This window comes from Streptomyces sp. NPDC053541 (assembly GCF_044544705.1).
In the GTDB taxonomy this organism is placed as follows: Bacteria; Actinomycetota; Actinomycetes; order Streptomycetales; family Streptomycetaceae; genus Streptomyces.
The window spans coordinates 525573-539050 of record NZ_JBITXM010000003.1; the positions used below are offsets into that span (position 1 = coordinate 525573).

General features: G+C 75.4%; 14 protein-coding genes. 12 read left to right on the forward strand and 2 right to left on the reverse strand.

All coding sequences use genetic code 11. The features are described 5' to 3' along the window. Positions 1 to 52: 52 nt before the first annotated feature. Positions 53 to 655, reverse strand: coding sequence for a class I SAM-dependent methyltransferase (locus ACIGW2_RS09555; RefSeq protein ID WP_391651916.1), 603 nt, complete (start codon positions 653 to 655; stop codon positions 53 to 55). Between the two features lie 205 nt (positions 656 to 860). Between ACIGW2_RS09555 and ACIGW2_RS09560 the strand changes: the two genes are divergently transcribed. From ACIGW2_RS09560 to ACIGW2_RS09595, 8 genes are all read left to right on the forward strand, one after another. After that, positions 861 to 1763, forward strand: a complete 903-nt coding sequence (locus tag ACIGW2_RS09560) for an MHYT domain-containing protein (RefSeq protein WP_399842435.1) — start codon at positions 861 to 863, stop codon at positions 1761 to 1763. A gap of 122 nt (positions 1764 to 1885) precedes the next feature. Continuing rightward, positions 1886 to 4753: a nitrate- and nitrite sensing domain-containing protein gene (locus ACIGW2_RS09565; protein ID WP_399842438.1), complete on the forward strand. Its 2868-nt coding sequence runs from the start codon at positions 1886 to 1888 to the stop codon at positions 4751 to 4753. Next, complete coding sequence (locus tag ACIGW2_RS09570) at positions 4750 to 5184, forward strand: roadblock/LC7 domain-containing protein (protein ID WP_399842440.1); 435 nt, start codon at positions 4750 to 4752, stop codon at positions 5182 to 5184. The genes ACIGW2_RS09565 and ACIGW2_RS09570 overlap by 4 nt, the downstream gene beginning before the upstream one ends. A gap of 75 nt (positions 5185 to 5259) precedes the next feature. After that, positions 5260 to 5676 carry a DUF742 domain-containing protein gene (locus ACIGW2_RS09575; RefSeq protein ID WP_391651912.1) on the forward strand — a complete coding sequence of 139 codons (417 nt, stop codon included), beginning with the start codon at positions 5260 to 5262 and terminating at the stop codon, positions 5674 to 5676. Beyond that, complete coding sequence (locus ACIGW2_RS09580) at positions 5657 to 6289, forward strand: ATP/GTP-binding protein (protein ID WP_391651911.1); 633 nt, start codon at positions 5657 to 5659, stop codon at positions 6287 to 6289. Before ACIGW2_RS09575 ends, ACIGW2_RS09580 begins: the two co-directional genes overlap by 20 nt. Before the next feature lie 236 nt (positions 6290 to 6525). Next, positions 6526 to 6933: a roadblock/LC7 domain-containing protein gene (locus ACIGW2_RS09585; RefSeq protein WP_391651910.1), complete on the forward strand. Its 408-nt coding sequence runs from the start codon at positions 6526 to 6528 to the stop codon at positions 6931 to 6933. Between the two features lie 114 nt (positions 6934 to 7047). Next, a complete protein-coding gene (locus tag ACIGW2_RS09590) occupies positions 7048 to 8283 on the forward strand; it encodes a DUF6397 family protein (RefSeq protein ID WP_399842445.1) in 1236 nt (411 codons plus the stop codon). A gap of 70 nt (positions 8284 to 8353) precedes the next feature. Beyond that, positions 8354 to 9907 carry an ATP-dependent DNA ligase gene (locus ACIGW2_RS09595; protein ID WP_399842448.1) on the forward strand — a complete coding sequence of 518 codons (1554 nt, stop codon included), beginning with the start codon at positions 8354 to 8356 and terminating at the stop codon, positions 9905 to 9907. A 5-nt stretch (positions 9908 to 9912) separates the two neighbouring features. Here ACIGW2_RS09595 and ACIGW2_RS09600 read toward each other — a convergent pair whose 3' ends face one another. Next, complete coding sequence (locus ACIGW2_RS09600) at positions 9913 to 10446, reverse strand: DUF6328 family protein (protein ID WP_391651907.1); 534 nt, start codon at positions 10444 to 10446, stop codon at positions 9913 to 9915. Positions 10447 to 10564: 118 nt separating this feature from the next. Between ACIGW2_RS09600 and ACIGW2_RS09605 the strand changes: the two genes are divergently transcribed. From ACIGW2_RS09605 to ACIGW2_RS09620, 4 genes are all read left to right on the forward strand, one after another. Beyond that, on the forward strand, positions 10565 to 10942 hold the full coding sequence (locus ACIGW2_RS09605; RefSeq protein WP_399842451.1) for a hypothetical protein: 378 nt from the start codon (positions 10565 to 10567) through the stop codon (positions 10940 to 10942). A 194-nt stretch (positions 10943 to 11136) separates the two neighbouring features. Next, positions 11137 to 11931 carry a polysaccharide deacetylase family protein gene (locus tag ACIGW2_RS09610; RefSeq protein WP_391651905.1) on the forward strand — a complete coding sequence of 265 codons (795 nt, stop codon included), beginning with the start codon at positions 11137 to 11139 and terminating at the stop codon, positions 11929 to 11931. A gap of 421 nt (positions 11932 to 12352) precedes the next feature. Further along, on the forward strand, positions 12353 to 13096 hold the full coding sequence (locus tag ACIGW2_RS09615) for a hypothetical protein (RefSeq protein ID WP_391651904.1): 744 nt from the start codon (positions 12353 to 12355) through the stop codon (positions 13094 to 13096). Further along, a complete protein-coding gene (locus ACIGW2_RS09620) occupies positions 13093 to 13464 on the forward strand; it encodes a peptidase inhibitor family I36 protein (protein WP_361576936.1) in 372 nt (123 codons plus the stop codon). The genes ACIGW2_RS09615 and ACIGW2_RS09620 overlap by 4 nt, the downstream gene beginning before the upstream one ends. Positions 13465 to 13478: the final 14 nt, after the last annotated feature.

A 13478-nucleotide genomic window follows, 5' to 3' on the forward strand; every position in this document is an offset into this window, starting at 1 on the left:
CCGGTGCCGGAGGCGGCCGTCGGCGGGCGGCGGCGGGCGGCGGCCGGAGGGGTCACCCGGTGCGGCGCACGGCGAGGGCCAGGTAGCGGTCGTCCTCGTCCGTGTACGCGATCAGGTCCCAGCCGGAGCGGGCCAGGAGCGGGCGGAGGCGGGGCTCGGCGCGCAGGTCGTCGGGGGTGATCCGGCGGCCGTGCCGGGCGGCGAGGGCCGCGCGCCCGATCGGATGGAAGAGAGCGAGCCGCCCGCCGGGCCGCACCACCCGGGCCAGCTCGCGCAGGTCCCGCTCGGGGTCGGCGAGGTGCGAGACGAGGCCCGCGCCGAACACGGCGTCGAGGCCGCCGTCGCGCAGCGGCAGCCGGGCGACGTCCGTGAGCAGCAGCGTGCCCGCCGCGTCGCGCCCCGCCTTGGCCGCCTCCGCGAGCATCTCCGGCGTCAGGTCCGCCCCGATGACCGTGCCGGCCGGTCCGACCGCCTCGCGCAACGGGGGCAGTGCGCGGCCGGTGCCGCAGCCCGCGTCGAGCACGGCGTCCCCGGGGCGCAGCCCGAGCTCGCTGACGGCGGCGGCGTAGGCGGGCCCGTCGTCGGGGAACCTGCTGTCCCAGCGCGCGGCCCGCGCGCCGAAGAACTCCCGTACCTGTGTGGGGTCGTCGCTCATGTGATCCATGATCCCTCAGACCTTGCTCACTCGCGGGGGTGAGATTTTCGTACGGGGCGCCGCGCATATCGCCTGGACGAGTGAACGCTCTGTGTGCACGTTCGAGTGGGCGGCGATCGTTCGGGTACTTCTCTCTGTCATATTCCATCAGCTTTCGAAATGCGCCCCCTGTGCGCCCCTCGATGCGCACTAGCGTCCCGGGGCCATGGGACACCTGGACCACGCCGCCTACGGCTGGCTGACACCTGTGCTGTCGTACGCGATGGCCTGCATCGGCGCCGCCCTCGGCCTGCGCTGCACCGTACGCGCCCTCGACACGACCGGCCGCTCGCGCCGCAACTGGCTGCTCACCGCCGCCTCCGCGATCGGCACCGGCATCTGGACGATGCACTTCGTCGCGATGCTCGGCTTCGGCGTCACCGGCACCGACATCCGCTACGACGTCCCCCTCACCCTGCTCAGCCTGCTCGTCGCGATGGGCGTCACCGGCGCCGGGGTGTTCGCCGTCGGATACGGCCGTGACCGGCTCCGCTCGCTCCTGATCGGCGGACTGACCACGGGCGTCGGCGTCGCCAGCATGCACTACCTGGGCATGGCCGCCCTCAACCTGCACGGCCGGGTGCACTACGACCCGCTGCTCGTCGTCCTCTCCGTCGTCATCGCCGTGGTCGCCGCCACCGCCGCCCTCTGGGCCGCCCTCAACATCCACGCCCCGGCGGCCGTTGCCCTCGCCAGCCTCGTCATGGGCGCCGCCGTCAGCAGCATGCACTACACCGGCATGTTCGCCGTCGACGTCACCGTCACCCCCTCCGCCGCGCCCCTCCCCGGCGCCACCGTCATGCAGTTCATCTTCCCGCTCGCCGTCGGCCTCGGCTCCTACCTCTTCATCACCTCCGCCTTCGTGGCCCTCTCCCCGACGGCCGGCGAACGCGCCGCCTACGCCTTCGCCGAGCGCCTGACCGAACCCGACGAACGCGCCGTGGACGTCGCACCCCCGGGCTTCCGGCCCGCCCGGGAGGCCCGCACCGGGCGCCCGGCCGCCCCCGCCGCCCACCCGACGGGGCCGGTGCACCGCCCGTCCCATCCCCACGATGCCAGGGCCCACTGACAACGCGGCCGGCCGCCGCTCCGGCCCCCTGCCCACGCACGACCGTGCAACCCCCTGCAACCCCCAGTACCAGCGGGTCCCGGCGCCCCCATCGGGTCCGTGAACGAAGGAACGAGGAGGCCATGCGAACTCCCCGCAGGACCCCGCAGACCGGAGCCCCGGCCCAGCCGCCCACCGCGGCCCGCGGGCGCCGCGCCCACGCCGGTCCGCCCGCCGACGAGACGGCTCCCGGGGCCGCACCGCCCGCTCCCGCCGCCCCAGGCCACCCGGGCACCCCTCCCCGGGACGGCGCGGCGGCCCGCCCCCACGCCACCGCCGCCACCGGGGCCGCAGGGCCAGGGCCCCTGGAAGAGCCCCCGCCCGTTCCCGTTCCCGGGCCCGCTTCCGCACGCGCGCGTGGCGCCGCCCCGGCTCCGGCGTTCGCCCCGGCCGCGCCGCGCCCACGGGGTCGCGGCCTCCGTCCACGTACCGTCCGCGCGAAGATCGTGTCGCTGCTCATGGTCCCGGTCGTCTCCCTGCTCGCCCTGTGGGGCTTCGCCACCGTCACCACCGCCCAGCACATCGCCCGGCTGCGCCACCTCCAGTCCGTCGACACGGACGTCCGCCGGCCCGTCACCCTCGCGATCACCGCGCTCCAGGACGAGCGGCGCGCCGCCGTACGCCAGGCCGCCGCACCCGGCACCGCACGGGCCGCCGAACTCGAGGACCGCGCCCGGGCCAGCGCCGCCGCCGTCGCCCGGCTCCGCCTCGACGCCCGCCACACCATCGGCGACAACGGCAACCTCCCCGGGGACGTCGCCGGCCGCGTCGCCGCCTTCGTCGGCCAGGCCGAGGCCCTCGGCGCCCTCCGCACCGAGGCCGCCGAAGGCCGCGCCGACACCGAACGCCTCTACGACGCCTACACGGCCGCCATCACCACCGGTCTCGGCATCGGCGGCGCACTGGCCGCAGGCGACGGCGACACCGACACCGGGGCCGAGTCCCGGGTCCTGCTCGAACTCGCCCGCGCCGGCGAACAACTCGCCCGCGAGGACGCCCTGCTCGGAGCCGCCCACCTCACCGGCGCCCTCGACGCCGACGGGCTGCGCGCCTTCGGCGGCGCCGTCGAGGCCCGCCGGGTCCTCACCGACTCCGCCACCGCCGACCTGCCCGAGGCCCAGCGCGCCGCCTGGCGGAACCTCACCGCCCAGCCCGACTACCGCGCGCTCCTGGCCGCCGAGGACCGGGTCCGCGCCGCCGCACCCGGGCGGCGCGCCGCGCAGGCCGTCACCTCCGACGACTGGGAAACCGTCCACGCCTTCGTCCGCGAGGGCACCGCCGGCATCGAACAGGCCGCGCACCAGGCAGCGGCCGCCCGTCACGACCCCTTCGGCGGCGGCGCCTTCAGCGCCGGCGGCGCCGCGGTGCTGCTGGGCCTCGCCGCCGTCGCGGCCTCCCTCGTCATCTCCGTACGCATCGGCCGCGGCCTCGTCGTCGAACTCGTCAGCCTCCGCAACGGCGCCCTGGAGATCGCCCGCCGCAAACTCCCCGCCGCCATGCGCCGCCTGCGCGCCGGCGAGGAGATCGACGTCCACGCCGAGGCTCCGCCCGGACCCGTCGCCCAGGACGAGATCGGCCAGGTCGGCGAGGCGCTCACCACCGTCCACCGCGCGGCCCTGTCCGCGGCCGTCGAACGGGCCGAACTCGCCAGCGGCATCTCCGGCGTCTTCGTCAACCTCGCCCGCCGCAGCCAGGTCCTGGTGCACCGACAGCTCAACCTGCTCGACAGCATGGAACGGCGCGCCGACGACCCGAACGAGCTCGGCGACCTCTTCAAGCTCGACCACCTCACCACCCGCATGCGCCGCCACGCCGAGAGCCTGATCATCCTCTCCGGCGCCGCCCCAGGCCGCGCCTGGAGCGTGCCCGTCCCCCTCACCAACGTGGTGCGCGCCGCCGTGTCCGAGATCGAGGACTACGCGCGCGTGGAGATGCGCCGGCTCCCCGAGACCGCCGTCGTCGGCGGCGCCGTCGCCGACCTCACCCACCTCCTCGCCGAACTCGTCGAGAACGCCGCCCAGTTCTCCCCGCCCCACACCAAGGTCCGGATCAGCGGCGAACCCGTCGGCAACGGCTACGCCCTGGAGATCGAGGACCGCGGCCTGGGCATGGGCAAGGAGACCCTCGCCGAGGCCAACGCCCGGATCGCCCAGTCCGAGGCCCTCGACCTCTTCGACAGCGACCGGCTCGGCCTCTTCGTCGTCAGCCGGCTCGCCTCCCGGCACGCCGTCCAGGTGCACCTGCGCACCTCCCCGTACGGCGGCACCACCGCCGTCGTCCTGCTCCCCAAGGACCTGCTCCAGAACCCGGTGCCCGAGGAGGATCCCGTGGCCGGTGCACCCGGCCCGCGCACGGCTCCCGCCCCCGCGCCGGGACCGGCGGCGCAACCGTCCGTACCCGGACCGCGACCGCCACACGCGCGTGACGCGGCCGCCACCCCCGCGCCGTCCGGCGCGCCCGCCGAGCCCGAGCGCGCCCCGGCCGGCGTCACCTCGCTGCGCCCGCGGGCAGCCGGCCGCAACCTCACCCCGGCACCGGCGTCCGCCCCCACTCCGCCCCCGGCGACCGCCCCGCCGCGGAACACCGCCCCGTCCGCCCCCACCGTTCCGCCGCGCCCCGCGCACCCGGCGGGCCCGGGCGAGGACCAGGCCGGCGACCTGCCCCGGCGGGTACGGCAGGCCAGCCTCGTACCGCAGCTCCGCGAGGCACCGGCAGACGGCGCCGCCGCGCCCGGCGCCGGTCCCGGCACGGGAGGCGGAAGCGGCCCGGACGAGCGGACACCCGAACAGGCGCGGGACCGCATGTCCGCGTACACCGAGGGCTGGCGGCGCGGCGGCGGCGCCGCCCCCGGCACCCCCGTACCCCCCGTCCGGCGCCCCCTGGGCACCGGCCACGCCACCAGCGAGCGCCCCGCATTCCGCGGACCCGGCAGTGAAGGAGACGACGCATGATCGAGCACGAGAGGACTTCCCACCACCGTTCCGGCGAACTCGACTGGCTCCTGGACGACCTGGTCACGCGCGTGCGCGAGGTCCGCCACACCGTGGTCCTCTCCAGCGACGGCCTCGCCGTCGGCGCCTCCAGCGGACTCAGCCGCGAGGACGCCGAGCACCTGGCCGCCATCGCCTCCGGCTTCCACAGCCTCGCCAAGGGGGCCGGGCGCCAGTTCCACACCGGCGGCGTGCGCCAGACGATGGTCGAGATGGACGACGGCTTCCTCTTCGTCGCCGCTGCCGGGGACGGCTCCTGCCTCGCCGTGCTCAGCGGGATCCACGCCGACATCGGCCTCATCGCCTACGAGATGGCCCGTCTGGTCAAGCGGGTCGGTGAGCACCTCTACACCCCGCCCCGGCTCACCGTGCCCCCACCGGCCGCGGGCTGACCGCGCACCGCGGTCCCGCGCCCCACACCCGCGTCCCGCTCGTGGCGCGCACGGATCCCGTCCCCCGGAGACCCCATGAACAACGACAGCACCGGCGGCGGACCGCCCGCCGCGGGCAGTCAGTGGTACGACGCCGACGCCGGACCGCTCGTCCGGCCGTACGCCCTGACCGGCGGCCGGACCAAACCCGGACCGAGCAACGTGCGGTTCGACCTCATCGCCCTGGTCGTCGTCGACGACGACCCGCCGGACGGGGCCGAGGAGGCGCTGCTCGGCCCCGAGCACCGCGCCCTGCTCGCCCAGTGCCGGGCCGAGACCCAGTCCGTGGCCGAACTCGCCGCCGACGCCGACCTCCCCGTCGGGGTCGTCCGGGTCCTTCTCGGCGACCTCCTCGAAGCGGGCTTCGTGAAGGTCAGCAGACCCGTCCCGCCCGCCCAACTGCCCGACGAACGGATCCTGAGAGAAGTGATCGATGGCCTACGAGCACTCTGAGAGCACCCCGGCGGGCGACCCGGACGGCACCGCCCTCGCCCTGAAGATCCTGGTCGCCGGCGGTTTCGGCGTCGGCAAGACCACCCTCGTCGGCGCGGTCAGCGAGATCCGCCCGCTGCGCACCGAGGAGCGCCTCAGCCGGGCGGGGGAGACCGTGGACGACACCGGAGGCGTCGACCAGAAGAACACCACCACCGTGGCCATGGACTTCGGCCGCATCACCATCCGTGCGGGGCTCTCCCTCTACCTCTTCGGAACGCCCGGGCAGGACCGCTTCTGGTTCCTGTGGGACGACCTGTCGCAGGGCGCGCTCGGGGCGGTCGTCCTCGCGGACACCCGCCGTCTGGAGGACTGTTTTCCCGCCGTGGACTACTTCGAGCACCGAGGGGTGCCCTTCGTCGTCGCCGTCAACTGCTTCGCGGGCGCCCGTGCCTACGGCGCCCACGACGTCTCGCGCGCCCTTGACCTGGACCGGGGCACGCCGGTGGTGCTGTGCGACGCCCGGGACCGCGACTCGGGGAAGGAAGTCCTGATCCGCCTCGTCGAGTACGCGGGCCGTGTGCACACCGCCCGGCTGCTCGACGCGGTCGACCCGGTCGGCTCGGCGGGCTGACCGGGGCCGGCCGCCTTCCCGGGGCGGGTTTCCGCCGTCTCCCGGCGCCTTCCGGCGGCACGCGGATGACGACGGATGCTTGCCCTGCTCACGACAGTGCGTAAGGCTGACCGGAAGGCGGCCGCCCGGTACGCGTGGGGCCGGCCGCACCGACGCGACCCCCGGGCCGCGGGGGACCACGGGGACTGCCGGGACCACGGGGCGACGGGGACGCACCACACAGGGGGAGGACACGCATGGCGCTGGACAAGGAACTGGACTGGCTCCTGGACGACCTGACCCGGCGGGTCGGTTCGATACGGCACGCCCTCGTGCTCTCGAACGACGGCCTGGTCACCGGCGCGAGCAGCGGACTGGCCCGGGAGGACGCCGAGCACCTGGCGGCCGTCTCCTCGGGTCTGCACAGCCTGGCGCGCGGCTCCGGCCGTCACTTCAACGCCGGCCGGGCCCGGCAGACCATGGTCGAGTTCGACGAGGCCCTGCTGTTCGTCACGGCGGCCGGCGAGGGCAGTTGCCTGTGCGTCCTGAGCGCGGCGGAGGCCGACGTCGGCCAGGTGGCCTACGAGATGACCCTGCTGGTCAACCGGGTCGGCGAGCACCTGGGAGTGGCGGCCCGCCAGCCGGGCGGCCTGGAGGAGTTCTAGGCCGGGGCCGGCCGTCGGAAGTTATCCACAGGGCGAGCGGGGTGTCGTCACTGTGCGTTACGGTCTTTCGTGGAAGTGCTCACACGGTGTGACGCACGGGGGAGGACCAGTCACATGACCACATACGAGACGACCGACCGGGCCGGCCAGGCCGGACGCACCGCGGTGACGGCGGCGAAAACCGGGGAGGCGCGACCGGGGCGGGAGCGGCGGGCCGCGCCGCTGCCGGACGCCGTCGCCCCGGGGCGCGCCGCCGTGGAACTGGAGCTGAAGCGGGACGAGTTCCGGCTCGCCGTCGACCTCGGACTGGTGCGCACGGTGCCGGGCCCCGGCCCGTCACCCGGTGCCGCGGACGCCTCCCCGGGGGACAGGGCGGCCCGCCGCCGGGTGCCCCGGGAGGAGATCGAACGACTCAGGGGCGCCCCGGACTTCCCCGACGGCCTGCGGGAACGCGTCCGCGCGGTCGGTACGAGGGAGGGCGCCGCGCTCCTCTCGGTCACCCGCGAGCGCTTCGCCCGCCTCGCGCGGACGGGCCACTTCAGCCCCGTCCGCTTCTACGTCAACCGCTACCGGGCGGTGGTCTGGCTCTACCCGGCGGCCGAGCTCACCGAGTTCGCCCTCAACCACCCGCAACTCCTCGCCGGCCGGCTGCCCCTGGACGTGCGCACCCGCGCCGACGACGACCGGCTCGACTGGCGGCCACGGAACTGGCGGGCCAGGCGCCTCGGCATGCTGCTGCGGGCGTCCGAGGACCCGTGGGCGCGCGCGGCGGCCATCGCCTCCCTGCTCGATCCGGCGCATGTGGCCGAGGTCGTCGACGATCCCTACGAACGGGTCCAGTTGGACCGGTTCAGGCCCGCTCCGCCGGTCTGGTTCCCGAACGCGCCCACGGCCCGGGAGATCGCCGGCCGGCTGACGACTGCCGACGACCCCGACGAGATCCTCTGGCACCGGATGAGCCTCGCCCTCGCCCTGGACGAGGCCCGGGCCGATCGCGAGGCCCCGCGCCCCGGCGCCTGGCCGGACGTACCGACCGCGCCCACGGCGCCGGACCCGGTCACCGGACCGACCACGGCCGAGGCTGGTGCGGCCGACGACCTCGACACTCCGATCGCCGCCGCCGCCGCGCCGCCGGAGCCGGTGCCGGTGCCGCCCATGACCTCGGTGCGTGCCCCCGCCCTGCGTCCGGCGCCCGAGCCCGGGCAGGGGCCGGGCGCGAGGGGACGGCAGGTGGACCGGTGGCCTCCCCGGCCCGTGGCGGTGAGCCGCCCGCCCGGCAGACGGGCCCGGCGGAGCCTCCTCGACCGGTTGCGCCGGCGGAAGGAGGTGGCGACCGGGCCGGGGACGTGAGGGCGGCATGCGGGGTGGCCGGGGCGCGGGCCGGGGTGCGGGGAGGCGGGGGCGCGGGCACGATGGGCGCATGCTCCTGGCCCGTGTCGCGGAGGTGTCCGGGCAGGTCGCCGCCACGTCGGCCCGGTCCCGGAAGACCGCTCTGCTCGCCCGGCTGTTCGCGGAGGCCGAGCCGGAGGAGAGCCCGCTCGTCATCGCCTATCTCTCCGGCCGCCTCCCGCAGGGGCGGATCGGAGTCGGCTGGAGCGTCCTGAAGCAGGTCCTGCCACCGGCCGTGCCGCCCGCGGCGGAGCCCGGGCTCACCCTGGCCGGCACCGACGCGGCGATGACCGCGCTGGCCGCCGTCTCCGGCGCCGGGGCGCAGTCGCGGCGGCTGGGACTGCTCCGGGAGCTGTTCGGCGCGGCCACGCTGTCGGAGCAGGAGTATCTGCTGCGCCTGCTGTCCGGCGAGGTCCGGCAGGGCGCGCTCGACGCACTCGCGCTCGAAGGTGTCGCCAGGGCCGCCGAGGTTCCGGCGGCGGAGCTGCGGCGGGCGGTGATGCTCGAGGGCTCGCTGCCGCCGGTCGCGCGGGCCGTGCTGGCCGAGGGACGGGCGGCGCTGGAGGCGTTCGCGCTGCGGGTGGGCCGGCCGGTGCAGCCGATGCTGGCGCACACGGCGGGTGGCGTCGCGGAGGCGGTCGCCGCGCTGGGGCCCTGCGCGGTGGAGGAGAAACTGGACGGCATCCGCATCCAGGTGCACCGGCTGGGGGAGGAGGTGCGGGTCTACACCCGTTCGCTGGACGACATCACCGCGCGGCTGCCCGAGGTGGTCGACACGGTGCGCGAGGCGGCGGGCGACGGGCTCGTCCTGGACGGGGAGGTGATCGGTCTCGATCCGGCGACCGGTCGGCCGCTGCCTTTCCAGAACACCGCCTCCCGGGTCGGTTCCCGGGCCGACGTGGTCACCGCGCGGGCGGTGCTGCCGCTGACGCCGGTCTTCTTCGACGTGCTCGCGGCGGACGGGGAGGTGCTGCTCGACCGCCCCGGGCGGGAACGGCACGCCGTGCTCGCCCGGCTGCTGCCGGAGCACCTGCGGGTGCGCCGGACGACGGTCGACGACCCGGCGGACCCGCGGTCCGTCGAGGCGGCGGAGGACTTCTTCCGCGACACCCTCGCCCGCGGCCACGAGGGTGTCCTGGTGAAGGCGCTGGACGCCCCGTACGTGGCGGGGCGGCGCGGGCGCACCTGGCTGAAGGTGAAGCCGGTGCACACCCTCGACCTGGTGGTCCTCGCGGCCGAGCGCGGCCACGGGCGCCGCACCGGGTACCTGTCCAATCTGCACCTGGGGGCGCGGGCGGCGGACGGCGGCTTCGTGATGCTGGGCAAGACGTTCAAGGGGCTGACCGACGAGATGCTGCGGTGGCAGACGGAGCGGCTCGGGGAGCTGGCGGTGTCCGACGACGGGTACACCGTGCGCGTCCGGCCCGAGCTGGTCGTGGAGATCGCCTACGACGGGCTCCAGCGGTCCACCCGCTATCCGGCGGGCGTCACCCTGCGCTTCGCGCGCGTCGTCCGGCACCGCCCGGACAAGCCGGCCGCCGAGGCGGACACCGTGGAGACGGTCCTGGCGGGCGGGGCCGGCTGACGGGGTCAGCGGTCGAGGTTGGCGGTGTGGCGCCAGCGGACCCAGAGGGGGAGGGCGAACCAGCAGAGCAGGTACCAGGTGAGGATGCCGGCGACGAGCCAGGGGACGAAGCCGGCGCCGGTGGCCACGCGCAGGACGAGGAGGAGGGCGGCGCCCAGCGTGGCCACCAGGAGCAGCAGGCCCAGGAGGGTCAGCCGGGAGGCCCAGACGACCGCGCGGGGCTTGATGCGCCGGCCGGCGACGATGCGGTGGAAGGAGACCGGGCCGATCAGGGCGCCCGTGGCCGCCGCGCTCAGCGAGACCGTGACGACGTAGATCGTCCGGTCCGTGTCGGACAGCTGGGGGAAGCGCGGGGTGAACACGACCGTGAGGAGGAAGCCGAAGAAGATCTGTACACCCGTCTGGGCTACCCGGATCTCCTGCATCAGATCGGCCCAGCGCCGGTCGGCGCGTTCGTCCTCGGTCTCGTTGCGGCCCCGCAGCTGCCCGTCGCCGTCCCTCTCCACGGGCTTCCCGGGCCCCTGGTTCGTACCGGACACACCGCCTCCCGAGGACGTGCTGTCCCTTCCACCGTGCGGACCGCGGGCGCGGTTCGCCACCCGGGGCCTCGCGGGCAGGCGTGACAGGAGGGATGCTGGAATCCGGGCACACGAGGAGATGAGCGCCGTGTACGACTTGCACATCGACACCGATGTCACCGTGCAGCTGAGCGAATGCTGCCGGGAGGACGCCCAGGCCGTCTTCGACGTTCTCGATCACGCCTATCAGCTCGAGGACATGACGACGCCGGGCCCGCAGGCGGCGACCTCGCCTGCCACCACCGTCTGGATGGCGACCTTCGACACGGCGGGCGGCCGCCACGAGGAGTCCGCGCCCGTGCCGCTGACCGGCGTGGTCGGCGCCACCCTCACCGGCGGGTACCACGCCGTCGGCGAGGTCGCGAAGGTGCTGGCGCGCTCCTTCGACATCCAGTCCCGGCAGTCCGTCTCCGGAGACCAGGAGACCGAGGCCCGCCTCCTCCTCGCGTCCCGCTGACGGGCGGAATCCTCCCCACCGACCCCCGGGCGTCGCGGACGGGCGCCGCCCGGGGCCGCCGTGCGTGCTGCGCCACCCCCTTCCCCGAGCGGCTATACACCGTGTGTAGAGTCGTCGACGAGCCTCAGGGCCCCGCCATGACCGGGCGAGGGCCCTCGTTCACGAGCCATTCCATCGGGGAAAGCGGGTTGCACATGTTCCGAACCGAGCCGGGCCGGCGACGCAAGGGCACGGCCCTCGCCCTGCTCGCGGCCGCGACGCTCGTCGTCTCCCTCACCGGGTGCGCGGCCGACAGGATCACGCCCGGCGAGGCGCGCGGCAGGGCGGGGACGGACGGCAAGAACGGCGCCGCCGCCCGCGGCGCCGTCGACTGCGCCAAGGCCAAGTGCATCGCCCTCACCTTCGACGCCGGACCCGGCGAGGACACCCCGCGGCTCCTCGACATCCTCAAGGAGAAGAAGGTCCACGCCACCTTCTTCCTGCTCGGCGAGAAGCACGTCGTGCGCCATCCCGAGGTCGTCAAGCGCATCTCCGAGGAGGGCCACGAGGTCGCCAACCACACCTGGACCCACCGCATCCTCACCGACATCGACGCCGACGAGGTCCGCGACGAGCTCTCCCGCACCCAGGACGCGATAGCGCGGATCACCGGCAGGAAGCCCACCCTGATGCGCCCGCCGCAGGGCCGCACCGACGACACCGTCTCCGAGGTGAGCCGCGAGCTCGGACTCTCCCAGGTCCTGTGGAGCATCACCGCCAAGGACTACTCCACCGAGGACAGCGCCCTGATACGTCAGCGCGTCCTCGACCAAGCCCACGGCGACGGCATCATCCTGCTGCACGACATCTACGGCGGCACCGTCCCGGCCGTGCCCGGCATCATCGACGAGCTCAAGCGACGCGGCTACACCTTCGTCACCGTCCCCGAGCTGATCGCCCCCGGAAAGCCCGAGCCCGGGGCGATCTACCGCCCCGAGAAGGACGACTGACCGAACCGCCGAAAAGGGGTGAGCGGGCTCACACCCGGCACGGGGCGCAAGCCGGAACAAGGCGGGATGGTTTACCGTTCATCCTTGTGTGACGGCGAAGGGGCCCGGTCCCCTGGTCCCCCCTCAGCGGCGACCGCTCTTCGCGACGTCACGGCAATCGGCCCCGGCTGGAACCCCCCGTCCAGCCGGGGCTCTGTCGTTCCCGCACCGGTCGTCCCCACACCGGTCGTTCCCGCGCCCGCTCGGCACGGGACCCGTGAGCGCCCCGTCGGCGGCGCGCGCTCCGGCGCGTCCGACCCCTTCGAGTGAGTCGCCGCAACCCTCCGCATGGACGTCCCGGCACCGGGCATTGATCGCCACGAAACGGCGGCGACCACTCCCGCCGGACACCACCGCCCATCCCCGCCCACCAGGGGGAACCATGCGCCACGCGGCCCGCCGCGCACTCCTCACGGCCGCCGCCGCCCTCGTCCTCGCCGGCTGCGCCACCGCGTCCCCGCGCCCCGCGGGCCCCGCCCGCCCGACCGCGCCCCCCAGCCGCCAGGACGAGGACCGGCTCCTCAAGGCGGCCGAGCGCCGGCTCGTCGCCGACTGCCTCGACGCCCAGGGCCTCACCCTCCCCGCGACCACCCGGACCCACGCCCCCGCGGCCGGCCCCGCCGCCCGGGCCGACACCCGCCTGCAGACGGCGCTCTTCGGCCGCGACCCCCGCGAGCTCTCCCTCACCCTGCCCACCGGACTCACCGTCACCGCCAACAGCGACGGCTGCCTCGCCGCCGCCCGCGCCGAGCTGTACGGCGACCAGCACCGCTGGTTCCGCGCCCAGGTCACCGTCGACAACCTGCGCGCCGAGGCCCAGGCCCGGATGAAGGACGACCCCGCGCACCGCGCCGCCCTCGACCGCTGGACCCGCTGCGCCGCGCCCTCCGGCGGGCCCCGCACCGGCCGCCCCGACCCCGTCGTCGCCGCACGCTGCACCCGCGAGAGCGGCCTCGCCGACGTCCGCGCCCGGCTCGAACCCGCCGCGCTCGCCACCGTACGCACCCTGCACCGCGACCAGGTCGCCACCTACGAGCAGTTGCGCACCCGCGCACTGCGGCGGGCAGCCGAGCTGTCCGCGCACCCCACAGGGAAGAACGAGAAGAAAGGCACCGACGCTTCATGAAGCGCCTCCTCGGGCCCGCCACCGCGGCCCTGCTCGCCCTCGCCGGCGGCCTCGCCCTGACCGCGCCCGCCACCGCCGCCGAATGCCCCTCCGGGGACTTCTGCGCCTGGCAGGACGCGAACTTCGGCGGCCAGCGGGCCAACTGGAGCGGCGACGACGGCTGGTGGGAGAGCTGGATCGCCGACACCGACTCGTCCTGGGCCAACCACGGCATCTCGGGACCCGGCATCAAGGACCACGTCCAGGTCTACGAGTCCGCCTGGCAGGGCGGCTCCATGACCATCTGCCTCGCCCCCGGCCAGGAAGTGGGCTACAACGGAGCCGCCAACGACCGCGGCGACTCCCACATCTGGGCCACCGGCTGCTGACCGCCCGGCCCGTC

What these genes read in the sequence shown, in the direction of transcription:
- ACIGW2_RS09555 (WP_391651916.1), bottom strand. Translation starts at nt 655, where the DNA reads ATGAGCGACGACCCCACACAGGTACGGGAGTTCTTCGGCGCGCGGGCC.
- ACIGW2_RS09560 (WP_399842435.1), top strand. Translation starts at nt 861, where the DNA reads ATGGGACACCTGGACCACGCCGCCTACGGCTGGCTGACACCTGTGCTG.
- ACIGW2_RS09565 (WP_399842438.1), top strand. Translation starts at nt 1,886, where the DNA reads ATGCGAACTCCCCGCAGGACCCCGCAGACCGGAGCCCCGGCCCAGCCG.
- ACIGW2_RS09570 (WP_399842440.1), top strand. Translation starts at nt 4,750, where the DNA reads ATGATCGAGCACGAGAGGACTTCCCACCACCGTTCCGGCGAACTCGAC.
- ACIGW2_RS09575 (WP_391651912.1), top strand. Translation starts at nt 5,260, where the DNA reads ATGAACAACGACAGCACCGGCGGCGGACCGCCCGCCGCGGGCAGTCAG.
- ACIGW2_RS09580 (WP_391651911.1), top strand. Translation starts at nt 5,657, where the DNA reads ATGGCCTACGAGCACTCTGAGAGCACCCCGGCGGGCGACCCGGACGGC.
- ACIGW2_RS09585 (WP_391651910.1), top strand. Translation starts at nt 6,526, where the DNA reads ATGGCGCTGGACAAGGAACTGGACTGGCTCCTGGACGACCTGACCCGG.
- ACIGW2_RS09590 (WP_399842445.1), top strand. Translation starts at nt 7,048, where the DNA reads ATGACCACATACGAGACGACCGACCGGGCCGGCCAGGCCGGACGCACC.
- ACIGW2_RS09595 (WP_399842448.1), top strand. Translation starts at nt 8,354, where the DNA reads ATGCTCCTGGCCCGTGTCGCGGAGGTGTCCGGGCAGGTCGCCGCCACG.
- ACIGW2_RS09605 (WP_399842451.1), top strand. Translation starts at nt 10,565, where the DNA reads ATGAGCGCCGTGTACGACTTGCACATCGACACCGATGTCACCGTGCAG.
- ACIGW2_RS09610 (WP_391651905.1), top strand. Translation starts at nt 11,137, where the DNA reads ATGTTCCGAACCGAGCCGGGCCGGCGACGCAAGGGCACGGCCCTCGCC.
- ACIGW2_RS09615 (WP_391651904.1), top strand. Translation starts at nt 12,353, where the DNA reads ATGCGCCACGCGGCCCGCCGCGCACTCCTCACGGCCGCCGCCGCCCTC.
- ACIGW2_RS09620 (WP_361576936.1), top strand. Translation starts at nt 13,093, where the DNA reads ATGAAGCGCCTCCTCGGGCCCGCCACCGCGGCCCTGCTCGCCCTCGCC.